Raw genomic sequence first — 14758 nt, 5'->3', positions numbered from 1 at the left:
CCTCTCAGACGGGTCTCCGTCGTGCAAGCGGCGCTTCCGGGGATTCATTCCCCAGAATGGAGATTCAGTGCGCGGCGCGCAGCGTGGAGACCTGGTACAGGGCGACGGATGCCGCGATGCCGGCGTTCAGCGACTCGGTTGCTCCGGTGATCGGGATCGACACGATCTGGTCGCACGTCTCGGTCACGAGCCGCGAGAGACCCTTGCCCTCGGAGCCCACGACGATCACGACGGGACGGTCGGCTAGTTCGAGCTGCGGCAGCGAGACATCCCCTCCGCCGTCGAGCCCGAGCACGAAGACGCCCTGCTTCTTGAAGTCCTTCAGCATCGCCGTGAGGTTGGCCGCGATCGCGACCGGGATGCGGGCGGCCGCACCCGCACTGGTCTTCCACGCCGCGCTGTTGACGGACGCCGACCGACGCTGCGGAAGGATGACCGCCTGACCGCCGAAGGCGGCCGTCGAGCGGATGATCGCGCCGAGGTTGCGCGGGTCGGTGATGCCGTCGAGCGCGATGAAAAGCGGCACCTCACCCTGATCGATGACCTTCTCGAGCAGATCCTGCGGGTGCGCGTACTCGTACGGAGGCACCTTGAGCGCGACGCCCTGGTGCACGCCGTCGAAGCCCGCCATACGGTCCAGTTCGGGCCGCGTGACCTCGAGGACCGGGATCTCGCGATGAGTCGCGATCGAGAGCATCTCCTTCACGCGGTCGTCCATCTCGACGCGCTGCGCGATGTAGAACGCCGTCGCGGGGATCTTGGCGCGGAGCGCCTCGAGCACGGAGTTGCGGCCGGTGACCGTCTCGGTGTCGTCGTCCTTCTTCGCCGGGCGGTTCGAGCGCTGCCCGCCGCTCTGCCCGGGCTTGCCCTTGCCGCCCGCCGCGGCGTAGCGCTCGGCCGCGGCCTTGCGCTTGCCCGCGGGATGCCACGCGCGGTCTTCCGCCTTGGGTGTCGGCCCCCGTCCTTCGAGGGAGCGCTTGTTCTTGCCGCCCGAACCCTTCGTGGGCCCCTTGCCGCCCTTCGCGGCGCCGGGGCGCCCTGGCTTACCGGCCATCGATCGATCCCTTCGTCGTCTGGCCGGCGAGCGACCAGTGAGTTCCGTCCGGAGTGTCCTCCAGAGTGATTCCCGCTGCGGCGATCGCGTCTCGCACGCGATCGGCGGCGGCCCAGTCCTTGGCCTGACGCGCCTCGGCGCGCTGGTCGATCATCGTCGCGATCAGCGCGTCGAGGGCGGATGCCTCGGCCGAGGCATCCGTCGTCCGCCACTGCGGGTCCTGCGGATTGAGCCCCAGGATCCCCACCATGCGCCCGACGGCGATCGACGCCCGCGCGGCCGCCTCGCGATCGCCCGCGTCGAGGGCGGCATTGCCCGCGCGCACCGTCTCGTGGACGACGGCGAGCGCCTGCGGCACGCCGAGGTCGTCGTCCATCGCGGCGGCGAAGGCCTCGGGGAGGCCTTCGACCGTGAGCCAGCTCGCGGCGCCGAGCACGCGTCCGGCGCGCTCCATGAACGTGCGGATGCGGTCGAGGGCGGCTTCGGCCTCGTCGAACGTCGAGGGCGAGATCGAGAGACTCGAGCGGTAGTGCGCCGCCGCGAGGGCATAGCGCACGACGAGCGGATCGTGCGCGCGCAGCACATCGTCGGCGAGCAGGAAGTTGCCGAGCGACTTCGACATCTTCTGATCGCCGACCGTCACGAGCCCGTTGTGCACCCAGTAGCGGGCGAACGCATCGCCCGCCGCCGTGGACTGCGCGAGTTCGTTCTCGTGATGCGGGAACCGCAGGTCGAGCCCACCGCCGTGGATGTCGAACTCGGGGCCGAGGTATCGCCGCGACATCGCGGAACACTCGATGTGCCACCCGGGGCGACCGGGGCCCCACGGCGACTCCCACGTGGCGGATGCCGGCTCGTCGGGCTTCGCGGCCTTCCACAGTGCGAAGTCCTGCGGCGCGCGCTTGCCCGCGTCGGTGTCGGGCGAGGACTCCATCGCGTCGGGGCGCTGATTCGTGAGCTCGCCGTACGCAGGCCACGAGCGCACGTCGAAGTAGACGCTCCCCTGCACCGCGTAGGCGTGGCCGTCGGCGATGAGTCGCTCGATGAGCTCGAGCATCTGCGGGATCGATGCCGTCGCCCGCGGCTCGTAGGTGGGGGGAAGGATGCCGATCGCGGCATACGCACGCGTGAAGGCGAGCTCCATCCGGTAGGCCAGCGCCCACCAGGGCTCGGACTCGGTCGCGTTCGCGAGAACCTTGTCGTCGATGTCGGTGACGTTGCGAACGAACGTCACGCGACCGAAGCGGTCTTGAACCCAGCGACGAAGGATGTCGAAACTCAGCGCTCCGCGCAGATGACCGATGTGCGGCCCCGACTGCACCGTCGGCCCGCAGACGTAGATCGTGACGTTCCGGGGGTCGATCGGCACGAAGTCGCGCAGGGCCTGCGCCTTGGTGTCATGGAGCCGAAGAGTCACCGCACCAGCCTACCGGCCGGGTCCGCGCCGGAACTGGGGTAGAAATGGGAGTCGTGCACGTTCTCGCCGTCCTCGCCGCCGCCCTGCTGTTCGGCACGACCGGAACCTCGCAGGCGCTCGGCCCCGACGGCACCACTCCCCTGTCGATCGGCGTCATGCGCATGGTCATCGGCGGGACGGGTCTCGCGATCATCGCGTTCACCCTCGCGGCGCGGCATCGGAGGCGGACGAGGGATGCCGCGCCCCGTCCGAGGCTCGACGCCAAGGCGCTCTCGCTCATGGTGCTGACGGGCGCGTGCCTCGCGCTGTACCAGCCGCTCTTCTTCCTCGGCACGGGTCGCAACGGCGTCGCCGTCGGCACCGTCGTCGCACTGGGCTCCGCCCCGATCCTCGCGGGTCTGCTCGAATGGGCGCTCACGCGCCGCATGCCCTCGCCCACGTGGATGCTCGCAACGGCGCTCGCGACCGCCGGCGTCGTCCTGCTGGGCTTCGGCGGCGAAGCCGGAGGCGCCGGGGGAACAGACCCGATCGGTCTTCTCGGATCCGTCGGAGCCGGAGCATCCTTCGCCGTCATCGCCAACGCGCAGCGCCGACTCCTCGACGCCGGCTGGGACCCGTTCACCGTCGTGGGCGCGATGGGGGCGAGCTCGGCCATCATCTTCGCGTTCTTCCTGCCCTTCGTCGACCTGCGCTGGCTCGGCACGACGAGCGGGGTCGTCATGGCGCTCTGGCTGGGTCTGGGCACCATCTCGGTCGCGTACGTCCTCTTCACGTGGGGGCTGAGCGGCCTCACCGCCGCGACGGCCGCCACCCTCACCCTCGGCGAACCGCTCACGGCCGCTGTACTGGGCATCGTCGTGCTCGGCGAGCGACTCTCGGCCCTCGCCGTCGTCGGTCTCCTCGTGCTCGCGGCGGGCCTCGCTCTGCTCGCGTGGGGCTCGCGCGCGCCGCGCGACCCGAAGCCCTACGCCGTGGAGGCCTGATGTCCCGCCCTTCCATCGAGATCCGCGTCGACGACCTGTCCGGAGCCCCGACGCAGGCGCTCATCACCCTGCACCTCGCGGGCATGCACGACACGTCCCCGCCGGAGAGCGTGCACGCGCTCGATCTGGACGGACTGCGGCATCCGTCCATCACCTTCTGGTCCGCCTGGATCGGCGGCGAGCTCGCCGGGATCGGCGCACTGAAGGCGATCGACGAGCAGCGCGGCGAGCTCAAGTCGATGCGCACCGATGACCGCTTCCGCGGATTCGGCGTCGGGCGTGCCCTGCTGCGGCACATCGTCGACGCGGCTCGTGGGCGGGGCATGACGAGCCTGTGGCTCGAGACCGGTACGCCCGACGACTTCGTGCCCGCCCAGCGCCTGTACGAGAGCGAGGGGTTCGTCGTGTGCGGTCCGTTTGAGGGCTACCGCGAAGATCCGTTCTCGGTCTTCATGACGCGCGAGATCTGAGCGTCACCACACGAGCGCGACCGCGTGGGCCTCGACGCCCTCGCCGCGGCCCGTGAACGCCAGTCCGTCGGTGGTCGTGGCCGTGACCGAGACGGGCGCTCCGCCGAGTGCGGCCGACAGCACGGCTTCGGCCTCGGCACGGCGGGCCGCGAAGCGGGGTCGGTTCGCCTGCACCTGGACCGACACGTTGCCGACGCGGAATCCCGCCTCGCCCAGCAACGCGTGCGTGCGCGCCAAGAATGCGGCGGCGTGCGCCCCGGCGAACTCCGGCCGATCGGTGCCGAAATGCGTGCCGATGTCGCCGAGCCCGGCCGCCGCCAGCAGGGCGTCCACGATCGCATGGGCGACGGCGTCCCCGTCGGAGTGTCCCGACAGCGCCCGCTCGCCCGGCCATTCGAGTCCGGCGAGCCACAGCGAGCCGTCACCGCCGTACGCGTGCACGTCGGTGCCGATGCCGACCCGCGGGATGACGGGTGCGTGCGTGAGCGAGGGAGCCGGTGATGGATGTCGCGACACGAGCCCCGCCGCGCGCACGAGGTCCGCAGGGGTCGTGATCTTGAAGGCGAGCGGATCCCCCGCGACCGCGGCGACCGGGTGACCCGCCTCGGCGACGAGTGCCGCATCGTCGGTGAACTCCGTCGCCGGGTCGTGATACGCGGCGTCCAGGATGTCACGACGGAATCCCTGCGGGGTCTGCGCGGCCGAGAGCTCGGCACGGTCGACGACACCGACGATCTCGCCGCCGTCGACGCGTTTGATCGTGTCGATGACGGGCAGGACCGGGATGGCTCCCGCGGCACCGCCGTCGATCGCCGCGACGACGCGCTCGAACACATCGGGCGGCGTCAGTGCTCGCGCGGCGTCGTGCACGAGCACGATCTCGACGTCGGGCCAGACGGCTACGAGGCCTGCGGCGACCGAGGCCTGCCGCGTCGCCCCGCCCACCACGACCGAAACGAGGTCGGAGCGGTCGTCGAACGCCGCGCGAGTCTCGGTCACGGCATCGCCCTCACGGCCCGAGGGCGCGACGACGACGACCTGGACGTCACCGACCAGGGCGACACCGTCGAGCGCGTGGCGGAGGATCGAATGCTCGTCGATTCCGACGAAGGCCTTGGGCGCGTCAGCGCCGAGGCGCGTACCGGAACCGGCAGCGACGACGATCACCGCGATGCGCGGCACAGGTGCGATTCCCACTCTTGAGAATCTAGACCGGTTCGGTCAGGAAGCGAGGACCTCGTCGAGGATGACGCCGGCCTTCTCTTCGTCGGTCTTCTCGGCGAGTGCGAGCTCGGAGATGAGGATCTGCTTCGCCTTGGCGAGCATGCGCTTCTCACCGGCCGACAGACCGCGGTCCTGATCGCGACGCCAGAGGTCGCGCACGACTTCGCTCACCTTGATGACGTCGCCGGAGGCCAGCTTCTCGAGGTTGGCCTTGTAGCGGCGCGACCAGTTGGTCGGCTCCTCGGTGAAGGGTGCGCGCAGCACCTCGAAGACCTTGTCGAGGCCTTCCTTGCCGATGACGTCGCGGACCCCGACGAGGTCCACGTTCTCGGCGGGAACCTCGATGACCAGGTCTCCCTGCGTCACATTGAGCTTCAGATACTTCTTCGTCTCGCCCTTGATGACGCGTTCCTTGACCTCGATGATCGTCGCGGCCCCGTGGTGCGGATAGACGACCGTCTCGCCAACCTCAAAAAGCATGCAGTTGTGTCCTTTCGGCAACCTCCAGGATACCACAGGCGACATACGCTAAGGTTCGCCGCCCACCCCTCGTCGACGCGGACGAAGAGGCACACGGCGGTGCGCCGGAGACCATAGAATGCAAGGGAACCGTCATCCACTCCGGGAGGATCCGTGAAACCGCGCCTCATCGCGTCGATCGTCGTGGGCGTCGCCGTCCTTCTCGGGACGAGCGGCTGCACCTTCATGACTCCCCAGTCGACCGAGATCCAGTACTCGGCCGCCGAGGGCGTGAACGTGTACAAGTCCGGTCCGCTGCAGGTCCGAAACGCCTTCATCGTCGCGAACGAGGACGGCACGGAGGGCAACTTCATCGCGGCGATCGTGAACGACACCGACGACCGGCACACGCTGACGGTCGAGATCGGCCCTGAGGGCGACACGATCCGCAAGACGATCCGGGTTCCCGCGAACTCCGTGCTGAGCCTCGGGTCCGACGAGACCGAGCCGATCCTGATCGAGGGCGTCGAAATGCTCCCGGGCGCCGACATCCCCGGCTTCTTCACGTCGGGCGACGGCGAAGGGGCGCTCGTTTCGCTGCCCATCCTCGACGGCAAGCTCGAGTACCTCGCCGACCTGGTGCCGTAGGGCCGCCGGGCGTTCAGCCCTCGAAGCGGTACCCCAGACCGCGCACCGTCACGAGCATCGTCGGGTCACCCGGCGTCTCTTCGATGCGCGAGCGGATGCGCTTGATGTGCACATCGAGCGTCTTGGTGTCGCCGAAGTAGTCGCTCCCCCACACGCGGTCGATCAGCTGGCCGCGCGTGAGCACGCGTCCCGCGTTGCGCATGAGCACCTCGAGCAGCTCGAACTCCTTGAGCGGCATGCCGATCTCGCGGCCGTCGACGGCGACGGTGTGCCGGTCGATGTCGAGCACGACGCGGCCCGCGTCGAGTACGCGGTCGTCCAAGTCGGTCTCGGCGGGCACGAGCCGGCGCAGCACCGCGCGCATGCGCGCGAGCAGCTCGCGTGACGAGTATGGCTTCGTGACGTAGTCGTCCGCTCCGAGCTCGAGACCGACGACGATGTCGACTTCGGAGTCCTTGGCCGTCAGCATGATGATCGGAACGGCCGAGGACGTGCGGATCTGACGGCACACCTCGGTCCCCGGCATCCCGGGCAGCATCAGGTCGAGCAGCACGATGTCCGCTCCGCGGTCGCGGAAGGCCGAGAGCGCGGCGGGGCCGTCCTCGGTGATCTCGACCTCGTAGCCCTCCCGGCGGAGCAGGTAGGCGAGCGGGTCGGCGAGGTCGGGTTCATCCTCGACGATCAGGACGCGGGTCATGCGGGATCTCCGATCTGGGGTGCCGTGCGCGACGCAGCGGTCTTCTTCGCGGCCGCGCGCTTCGGCTTCTTCTTGCGGGTCTTCTTGCCCGTGGGCAGGTCATCGGGTGCGGCGGCGAGCGGCAGGCGGATCGTGAAGGTCGAGCCGCGTCCGGGCTTGGACCAGACACTGACGTCGCCCCCGTGGCGCTGCACGGCGTGCTTGACGATCGACAGACCCAGACCCGTGCCGCCGGTGCGGCGCGCGCGGGCTGGATCAGCGCGATAGAAGCGCTCGAAGATGCGCTCCTGATCGCCTTCCGGAATGCCGATGCCGCGGTCGGTCACAGCGATCGCCACGACGTCGGCGTCATGCGACACCCCGATGCCGACGCTCGAACCACGCGGCGAGTACGCGATCGCGTTCGCGACGAGGTTGCCGACCGCCTCACCGAGCACCTGCACGTCACCGCGGACGTGGAGTCCGCGCGTGCCGCCGCGCGTCATCTTCACGCCCGCCGACTCGGCTTGGATCTCGTGGGCATCGACGGCGGACGCGACGATCTCGTCGACCGACACGATGCGGTCCTCGCTGAGCTCGTCCGAGGACTGCAGCTTCGACAGGCTCATGATCCGCGATGTGAGGACGGTGAGCCGGGATGCCTCGGCGATGAGCCGTCCAGCGAAGTTGCGCACCTGCTCGGGGTCGTCCGCCGCTGACTCGATCGCCTCTGCGAGCAGGCTCACGGCGCCGACGGGCGTCTTGAGCTCATGGCTCGTGTTGGCGACGAAGTCGCGGCGCATCTGCTCGACCCGCTCGCGCTCGGTGATGTCGCGCAGCACCAGGAGCGTCAGCCGCGGCGAGACGCGGGTCGCTCGGACGGCGACGAGCCGCGGCTCGGCCGGCGGCGCGCCGCGGCGCAGGCGCAGGGTCTCGGCCTGCGGCAGATCCGTTTCACGCGCGCGGCGCATGAGCGTCTTGAGCTCGTCCGAGGGCAGTACACCGCCCTCGCCGAGGTGGAAGGGCCCCGCGGGGCCCGAGGCCGCCAGGACGGTGGCGGACGCGTCGACCACGACGGCAGCGTCATCCATCCCGTGCAGCACTTCGCGCACGCCCTCGGGGATCGCGACCGAGGTCTCGACCCTGGCGCGGTCGCGCGCGCGCATCGCCGCGACGATGACGGCCGCGATCGAGCCGCCGACGACGACTCCCGCGAGAAGCGCGAGCAGCGCGAGCTGCATCGTGTCCATGGGTCAAGCGTAGGGTGTGGTGCACACGGGCGAACGGCGTCTGCCCGGGACCACGGGGCATCGCCGAGTACTATTCACCGCGGCGGCACCGTTCGTTAACCTTCGCTGACGACAATCGCGGAGGGTTGCGGGCCGTTGTCCGGCGAACAGCCTGCCCCCACTTACAGGAAGGTGCTGTCCATGCGCGAAGTGTTCCACCAGTCTCTGGAGGACGTCCAAGGGCGCCTCGTCGAGATCGCCGAGCTCGTGACGGTCGCGATCGACAAGGCGACGAGGGCGTTCGGCACGAGCGACGTGGCGCTCGCCGAAGAGGTCATCGAGGCGGATTCCATCATCGACGACAAGGCGATCGCGCTCGACGAGCTCGCCATCGAGATCCTCGCGCGACAGCAGCCTGTCGCCCGCGATCTGCGGATCGTCGTGAGCGCCCTGCGCATCAGCGCGTCGCTCGAGCGCATGGGTGACATCGCCGAGCACATCGCCCAGCTCACGCGCATGCGCTTCCCCGAGCGCGCGATCCCGAAGGGCCTGAAGTCGACCTTCCTCCAGATGGGCGAACTCGACGTCGAGGTGTCGCGGAAGCTGACCGACCTGCTTCGCACGGAGGACCTGTCGCTCACCGACGACATCCGCAATGCCGACGACAAGATCGACGACCTCCACGTCTCGGTCTTCGAGAAGGTGCTCAGCGACAGCTGGCAGGGCGAGGCGTCCGCCACCGTCGACGCGACCCTCGCGAGCCGATACCACGAGCGCTTCGCCGACCACGCCGTCTCGGTCGCGAAGAAGGTCGCCTACCTCTCGACGGGCGACTGGACGACCTCGACCGACACGATCGACGTGGTCGCGCCGGCCTGACGCCGACATGCGAAAGACCGGATGCTCTCGGAGAGCATCCGGTCTTTCGCGTTGTTACTTCTTGCCCTGCGAGGCGACGGCGGCGGCTCCCGCCGCGGCGGCCTCGGGGTCGAGGTACTCTCCCGCGCCGATGGGCTTGAGGTCCTCGTCGAGCTTGTACACGAGCGGGATGCCGGTGGGGATGTTGAGCTCGGAGATGTCGGCGTCGCTGATGCCGTCGAGGTGCTTGACGAGTCCGCGCAGCGAGTTGCCGTGCGCCGTCACGAGGACCGTCTTGCCGGCCTTCAGGTCGGGAACGATGTCGCTCTCCCAGTAGGGCAGGAAGCGGTCGATGACGATCTTGAGCGACTCGGTGCGGGGAACCTCGCCGTCGATGCCGACGTAGCGCGGGTCGCCGACCTGGCTCCACTCGCTGTCGTCGTCGAGCGGCGGCGGCGGCACGTCGAACGAACGGCGCCAGAGCATGAACTGCTCCTGGCCGAACTCCTCGAGCGTCTGCGCCTTGTCCTTGCCCTGCAGTGCGCCGTAGTGACGCTCGTTGAGGCGCCAGGTGCGCTTGACCGGGATCCACAGGCGGTCGGCCGCGTCGAGCGCGATGTTCGCCGTCTGGATCGCTCGGCTCAGCACCGACGTGTGCAGGACGTCGGGCAGGATGCCGGCCTCGGCCAGCAGCTCGCCGCCCCGGCGGGCCTCGGCCTTGCCCTGCTCGGTGAGGCGGACGTCGACCCACCCCGTGAAGAGGTTGAGCTCGTTCCACTCGCTCTGGCCGTGGCGGAGGAGGATCAGCGTGTACGTCATGGGTTCAGCCTAGCGAGCCGAGCCCTGCGATGATGAGGGGATGACGCCCCGCCGCGGCCCCGTCGGGCAGGCCACCCGCGGCACGACCGGCACGAACCGCCTGCGCCGCGTCGATCGATGGATCGCACGCCATCCCACCCTCCGGCGCACCGCGGATCCGCTCGTCGTCGACCTCGGTTACGGTGCGAGCGGCGTGACGGCCTTCGAGCTGCAGGCGCGGCTCGCACGCGCGCGCGCCGACGTCGAGGTGCTCGGGCTCGAGATCGATCCGGCGCGTGTCGCACGGGCGAACGCGCAGCTCGCGGAAGTGCGTGCGGGCAGCACCTCGTTCGCACCCGATGCCGCGGTGTCGTTCGCGATCGGGGGATTCGAGGTGCCCCTGCCCGAAGGACGGCGGCCCGCCGTCATTCGCGCCTTCAACGTCCTGCGGCAGTACGACGAAGGCGACGTATCCGCCGCATGGGCATCGATGGCCGCGCGGCTCGCGCCCGAGGGCTTCTTGGTCGAGGGCACGTGCGACGAGATCGGACGCGTGTGCACGTGGGTCGCGATCGATGCGTCGGGTGCACCGCAGACGCTCACCCTCTCGCTGCGACTCGCCGCCCTCGAGCACCCGTCGATCGCGGCCGAGCGCCTGCCGAAGGCGCTCATCCACCGGAATGTGCCCGGCGAGCGCATCCACGGCTTCCTCAGTGCTCTGGATGTCGAATGGGAGCGCGCGTCGGCGGTCGCGCCCTTCGGCCCCGTGCACCGGTGGCAGACGGCGCTGCGGGCGATGGATGCCGAGGGCTGGCCGCTGCGCGAGCGCGCGCGGTGGCGGCTCGGCGAGGTCACCGTCCCCTGGGATGCGGTCGCGCCGGTCGGTTGAGCGCTCAGATGCGAGGGACGGCGGCCCGGGCATCCCCCGCCGTCATCCCGGTCGCGACGAGCAGATCCACCACGAGCGGCCGCATCGCGCCGATCAGGTTGAGATCGCCGAGCGGCGCGCCGGGCAGGAGCTTCTCGGGGTCGAGATGCTCCGCCACGGCCATCAAGGTCGCGCGGGCCTGCGGCTCCAGCGTCAGATCATCGAGCGAGTCGGCGAGGGCATGCGCTGCGCGGAAGATCTCCGCGAGCAGATCGGCCGAGACGGGACGCGCTCGGCCGTCGTCGCAGAGGTACACCACCCGGCGTGCGACGACGCGGAGGTTGCGGTAGGCGAGCTCGACCGATGCGCGCACGCGCTCCTGACGCGCAAGCTCGAAGCGACGTCGGCGCAGGAACGGCGAGATCCGGGCGACGGCGGTTCCGGATTCGACCGACGACCGCCAGTCGTCGATGAGCGGCTGGATCGCCCGAGCCTTCTCGAGCCCCCGCTCGGCCCGCAGCCGATCACCGCGCCGGAGCGCCTGCACGAGCGCCGCCGCGGCGGAATCGAGGGCTGCGAAGACCGCTCGGGCGTCCCGCAGCGCCGCCCGATGCGGATTCCGCGGGATCAGCGCGGTGACCAGGAGGGCGGCGATACCGCCGATGACGCCGTCCACGAGACGGACGAAGGGGGCGCCGGCCGGGATGATCATGACGATGAGAGCCTGGATGCCGGCGGCGATCGCGAAGCTCGCCTGCGCCGACAGGAACCGCGCGACCGCGAGCGTGAGCCCCAGCGCGAGCGCGAGCTGCCACCACCCCGGTCCCGCGACGAGGAGCAGGACCTCGGCGACGAGGATGCCGACGAGCATCCCGACGACGGTCTCGAGCACGCGCCGCGGCCGGGCGTCGCGCACGAGGCCGAGGCTCGACACCGTCACGGTTGCGGCGAGGAGCGGCGCAGGATGGCCGAGGACGTAGGCCGCGAAGGCGTACGCCCCCGTGGCCGCGACGACGATCTGCACGATCGCGATGCCGGAGTCGCGCACGCGCAGGAGCGCGGGCCGCGGGTCGACGCGGCGACGCCACCCGGTCGGGATCGCCGTCGTCGATGGGGTGTCGGTCATCAGACCGGCGGCGTCGCAGCCTTGCGTCGGCCCAGTCGGGGCAGACGCGGGACGCCGGCGGTCGCGCCGGCATCGGGCGGCACGACGACCTCCTGCGCCGCCGCGATCAGTCCGTCGGCGGTGTCGACCGTGAGCTCGGCATCCACCGGCGCCTGACGACGCACGATCGCGAGCGCGATCGGCCCCTCTTCGAAGTGGAGCGCCGCAGACCGCACCTCGCCCACCTCGTCGTCGCCCGAGCGCACGATCGCGCCGCGCTCGGGGAGCACGCTGCCCGAGCCGTCGAGCTGCAGCGCGACGAGGCGCCGTGGCGGATGGCCGAGGTTGTGCACCTTCGCAACCGTCTCCTGGCCCCGGTAGCATCCCTTGCTCAAGTGCACGGCGGTGCGCAGCCAATCGAGTTCGTGCGGGAGGGTGCGCTCGTCGACGTCGCTGCGCCGAGGGCGCCACGCTGCGATGCGCAGGGCGTCCGCCGCGTCTGCTCCCGCGAGGGCGATGTCGCCTGCGACTGCGCGTGCGGCCAGCTCTTCGAAGGCGTTCCGCGTGAGGAGCGCCTCGGCCCAATCGCGATCCGCTCCGGGATGAGGATCGACGGCCGCGTAACCCCAGCCGCCCGGCGCGACGGACGGCCACGGGTCCGTCCAGACCAGCTCCGAGCCGAGCGCGGCGACGGCATCGGTCGTCCCGCCGACGACCGCGACCTCGTCGGAGGCGTCGCGAGGATCCACCCGCAGGCGGAACCTCATGCGCCGCAGCCACGCGAGGAGTCCCTCGGCGTCTTCGCGATCGACCAGGAGCCACGTCGTCTCGCCGTCGTCGAGCACTCCCGCGACGTGCTCGACACGGCCCTGCGGATCGAGCACGAGGAGTTCGGTGCTCTCCCCCGGCGCCAGCCGCGCGAGCGCCTGGGAGGTGAGCGAGTCGAGCCACGACAGGCGGTCCTCGCCCGGCACAGCGATGACCGCTCGATCGCCCAACGGCGCGACGGCGCGGCCGGTCGCGAGCAGCCGCTGTTCGCCGAGAGGGTTGCCGAGGTGTCGCAGCACGCCGTCGTCGACGACGGCGCCGGGCACGTTCGCGAACGCCGTGGTCATCACTCCGCCCGGGCGAGCCGCGCCGACGCGTGCGCGCCGAGTTCGGAGCCGAGGGCGGCGATGTCCCACGCCCAGAGCAGATGCCCGTCGACGAGACCGTACATGCGGGATGCCGCGGCATATTCCTTGGCGCCTGCCGGACGCACGACGGCATCGGTCGCGATGTCGATGCGCGGCCCCTTGATCTGGCCGAGGTAGAGCTCGCTCACTCCGTCGGAGTGGACGAGCGAGACCTCGATGTCGAAGCCGCCGTCGGCATTGCGCAGGGCTTCGATGTCGTCGGCCGTGCGCACGACGGTCGCTGCGCTCGCGGGGAGCAGACCTGGACCGGCGTCGGATGCGGAGTACTCACGCGAGAGGCGCCAGTAGCCGATCTCGGCGACGAGGGCCGTCCGCTCCTCGTCCTGCTCGCCGTGCAGCCACGCGTTCGCCGAGTAGTTGAGGTACGGCCCGCCGTCGTGACTGAAGCTCACGCGATGCGTGAACTCGCCCTGATAGCGGTGGCCGCCGGCTTCGTAGTCGATGACGCCCGTTCCCTCCCACACGCCGACGAGCCACGAGAGCGGCGCGAGATCGGCGGGGAGGTCGGTCGGCAGGTCGAACACGACGGGTGCCTCAGCGCTGGCCGCGGTAGAGGTTCTTCAGCACGACCACCGACACGAAGACGATCGCGAGCGAGGCGAGCGCCAGCAGACCCACGAAGAAGAGTTCGAGCGCGACGAGATCCATGCGCTCCACTTTAGCGGGCCCGCGACCCGGCTCAGGCGGGGGTGAGGGACGCCAGACCGAAGCCGAGGCTGATGATCCCCAGCACGAAGAGGGCGCCGAGGGCGCTCGCGGCGACCCGGCGGGTGAAGCCCTGCGATCTGCCCGACCACAGCTGGACGCCGAACGAGAGGATCACGCAGAGCCCCATTCCGACCGTGAGCCACGCGGCGCGCCCCTCGGACGGTACGAAGATCCCGACCACGGTGCCGATGACCAGCGCTGCGACCCAGACGATCACGAGACCGCCGATCGTGCGGCGGGGAGCGAGTTCGGGAGTGGCCACGCGCCCATTCTCCCGCATACGGCCGCCGACCGGTACACCCGCCGCCACGGCCTACACTGGGGTGCACGGCGCAGGACCGTGCGCCGGTGAGGACGACGTCTTGGCACAGCTTCTGGTTCTGAGCTCCACGCAGGGGGGCGGTCCCGTCCTGCCCTCGCTCGAGCTGCTGAGTCACCGCGTCCGCCAGATCCCGGCCGAGCCGGCGTCGCTCGTGAACGCGCCGAGCGCCGACGTGATCTTCGTCGACGCGCGCGTCGATCTCGTGGGCGCGAAGTCCCTGTGCAAGATCCTCAACACGACCGGCCTCGATGCTCCCCTCGTCCTGGTCGTGACGGAGGGCGGACTGACGGCGGTGTCGACGGATTGGGGCGTCGACGACGTCATCCTCGTGACAGCCGGACCCGCCGAGGTGGACGCCCGCATCCGCCTCGCGATCGGGCGGCAGTCCGCCGAGCAGGTGTCGACCCGCATCCAGACGTCCGGAATCTCCATCGACGAGTCGTCGTACTCCGCCAAGGTCCACGGCAAGCCGCTCGACCTCACGTACAAGGAGTTCCAGCTGCTGCACTTCTTCGCGACGCATCCGTCGCGGGTCTTCACCCGTGAGCAGCTGCTCAGCGAAGTCTGGGGCTACGACTACTTCGGCGGCACGCGCACGGTCGACGTCCACGTGCGGCGCTTGCGCGCGAAGCTCGGCGACCTCGAGCAGCTGATCGGCACGGTCCGCAACGTCGGCTACCGCTTCAACGTCTACGAGGACGACCAGCTGCCGGCGCCTCGCCAGCGGACGGACGCGTAGTTCA

At 70.4% G+C, this 14758-nt stretch carries 17 protein-coding genes; 6 read left to right on the top strand and 11 right to left on the bottom strand.

All coding sequences use genetic code 11. The annotated features are described in order from the left end of the window. Positions 1–64 precede the first annotated feature (64 nt). Both rlmB and cysS read right to left on the bottom strand, forming a co-directional pair. Complete coding sequence (gene rlmB, locus MA876_RS17185) at positions 65–1054, bottom strand: 23S rRNA (guanosine(2251)-2'-O)-methyltransferase RlmB (protein ID WP_248152452.1); 990 nt, start codon at positions 1052–1054, stop codon at positions 65–67. Next, a complete protein-coding gene (gene cysS, locus MA876_RS17180; protein ID WP_248152451.1) occupies positions 1044–2471 on the bottom strand; it encodes a cysteine--tRNA ligase in 1428 nt (475 codons plus the stop codon). Before cysS ends, rlmB begins: the two co-directional genes overlap by 11 nt. A gap of 44 nt (positions 2472–2515) precedes the next feature. Between cysS and MA876_RS17175 the strand changes: the two genes are divergently transcribed. Both MA876_RS17175 and MA876_RS17170 read left to right on the top strand, forming a co-directional pair. Continuing rightward, positions 2516–3454: a DMT family transporter gene (locus tag MA876_RS17175; RefSeq protein ID WP_248152446.1), complete on the top strand. Its 939-nt coding sequence runs from the start codon at positions 2516–2518 to the stop codon at positions 3452–3454. Then, positions 3454–3924, top strand: coding sequence for a GNAT family N-acetyltransferase (locus MA876_RS17170; RefSeq protein WP_248152444.1), 471 nt, complete (start codon positions 3454–3456; stop codon positions 3922–3924). Before MA876_RS17175 ends, MA876_RS17170 begins: the two co-directional genes overlap by 1 nt. Before the next feature lie 3 nt (positions 3925–3927). On the opposite strand, the gene ispD is transcribed toward MA876_RS17170, so the two are convergent. Continuing rightward, entirely contained in the window at positions 3928–5121 is a 1194-nt protein-coding gene (gene ispD / locus MA876_RS17165; protein WP_248152441.1) for a 2-C-methyl-D-erythritol 4-phosphate cytidylyltransferase, read from the bottom strand. Between the two features lie 24 nt (positions 5122–5145). Further along, positions 5146–5628 (bottom strand): CarD family transcriptional regulator, encoded by a 483-nt coding sequence (locus MA876_RS17160; protein ID WP_248152437.1) that lies wholly within the window; start codon positions 5626–5628, stop codon positions 5146–5148. A gap of 153 nt (positions 5629–5781) precedes the next feature. On the opposite strand from MA876_RS17160, the gene MA876_RS17155 reads away from it, so the two are divergent. Beyond that, positions 5782–6255, top strand: coding sequence for a DNA modification methylase (locus MA876_RS17155; RefSeq protein ID WP_248152435.1), 474 nt, complete (start codon positions 5782–5784; stop codon positions 6253–6255). A 13-nt stretch (positions 6256–6268) separates the two neighbouring features. On the opposite strand, the gene MA876_RS17150 is transcribed toward MA876_RS17155, so the two are convergent. Next, entirely contained in the window at positions 6269–6952 is a 684-nt protein-coding gene (locus tag MA876_RS17150) for a response regulator (protein ID WP_248152433.1), read from the bottom strand. Next, positions 6949–8181 carry a sensor histidine kinase gene (locus MA876_RS17145; RefSeq protein ID WP_248152427.1) on the bottom strand — a complete coding sequence of 411 codons (1233 nt, stop codon included), beginning with the start codon at positions 8179–8181 and terminating at the stop codon, positions 6949–6951. Before MA876_RS17145 ends, MA876_RS17150 begins: the two co-directional genes overlap by 4 nt. A 180-nt stretch (positions 8182–8361) precedes the next feature. Here MA876_RS17145 and phoU point away from each other — a divergent pair, with 180 nt between their 5' ends. Then, the gene (gene phoU / locus MA876_RS17140) at positions 8362–9039 is read left to right on the top strand and encodes a phosphate signaling complex protein PhoU (RefSeq protein ID WP_248152425.1); all 678 of its coding nucleotides are present in this window, start codon (positions 8362–8364) and stop codon (positions 9037–9039) included. 54 nt (positions 9040–9093) lie between these two features. Here phoU and MA876_RS17135 read toward each other — a convergent pair whose 3' ends face one another. After that, a complete protein-coding gene (locus tag MA876_RS17135; protein WP_248152423.1) occupies positions 9094–9837 on the bottom strand; it encodes a phosphoglyceromutase in 744 nt (247 codons plus the stop codon). A gap of 40 nt (positions 9838–9877) precedes the next feature. Between MA876_RS17135 and MA876_RS17130 the strand changes: the two genes are divergently transcribed. Continuing rightward, complete coding sequence (locus MA876_RS17130) at positions 9878–10705, top strand: class I SAM-dependent methyltransferase (RefSeq protein WP_248152414.1); 828 nt, start codon at positions 9878–9880, stop codon at positions 10703–10705. Positions 10706–10709: 4 nt separating this feature from the next. Here the strand turns inward: MA876_RS17130 and MA876_RS17125 are convergent, their stop codons facing one another. The 4 genes from MA876_RS17125 to MA876_RS17110 all read right to left on the bottom strand — a co-directional run bounded on the left by MA876_RS17125 (position 10710) and on the right by MA876_RS17110 (position 13955). Further along, complete coding sequence (locus MA876_RS17125) at positions 10710–11810, bottom strand: FUSC family protein (RefSeq protein ID WP_248152412.1); 1101 nt, start codon at positions 11808–11810, stop codon at positions 10710–10712. Continuing rightward, positions 11810–12904, bottom strand: a complete 1095-nt coding sequence (gene ygfZ / locus MA876_RS17120) for a CAF17-like 4Fe-4S cluster assembly/insertion protein YgfZ (protein WP_248152410.1) — start codon at positions 12902–12904, stop codon at positions 11810–11812. The genes MA876_RS17125 and ygfZ overlap by 1 nt, the downstream gene beginning before the upstream one ends. Continuing rightward, a complete protein-coding gene (locus MA876_RS17115) occupies positions 12904–13509 on the bottom strand; it encodes a heme-binding beta-barrel domain-containing protein (protein ID WP_248152406.1) in 606 nt (201 codons plus the stop codon). Before MA876_RS17115 ends, ygfZ begins: the two co-directional genes overlap by 1 nt. Positions 13510–13664: 155 nt before the next feature. Next, positions 13665–13955: a hypothetical protein gene (locus MA876_RS17110; protein ID WP_248152404.1), complete on the bottom strand. Its 291-nt coding sequence runs from the start codon at positions 13953–13955 to the stop codon at positions 13665–13667. A 100-nt stretch (positions 13956–14055) separates the two neighbouring features. Between MA876_RS17110 and MA876_RS17105 the strand changes: the two genes are divergently transcribed. Next, positions 14056–14754 (top strand): winged helix-turn-helix domain-containing protein, encoded by a 699-nt coding sequence (locus MA876_RS17105; protein ID WP_248152400.1) that lies wholly within the window; start codon positions 14056–14058, stop codon positions 14752–14754. Positions 14755–14758: the final 4 nt, after the last annotated feature.

Source organism: Microbacterium aoyamense, assembly GCF_023155855.1.
GTDB lineage: Bacteria > Actinomycetota > Actinomycetes > Actinomycetales > Microbacteriaceae > Microbacterium > Microbacterium aoyamense.
The sequence above is the reverse complement of the archived record's forward strand: the minus strand, read 5'-3'. Positions and strand labels throughout refer to the sequence as shown.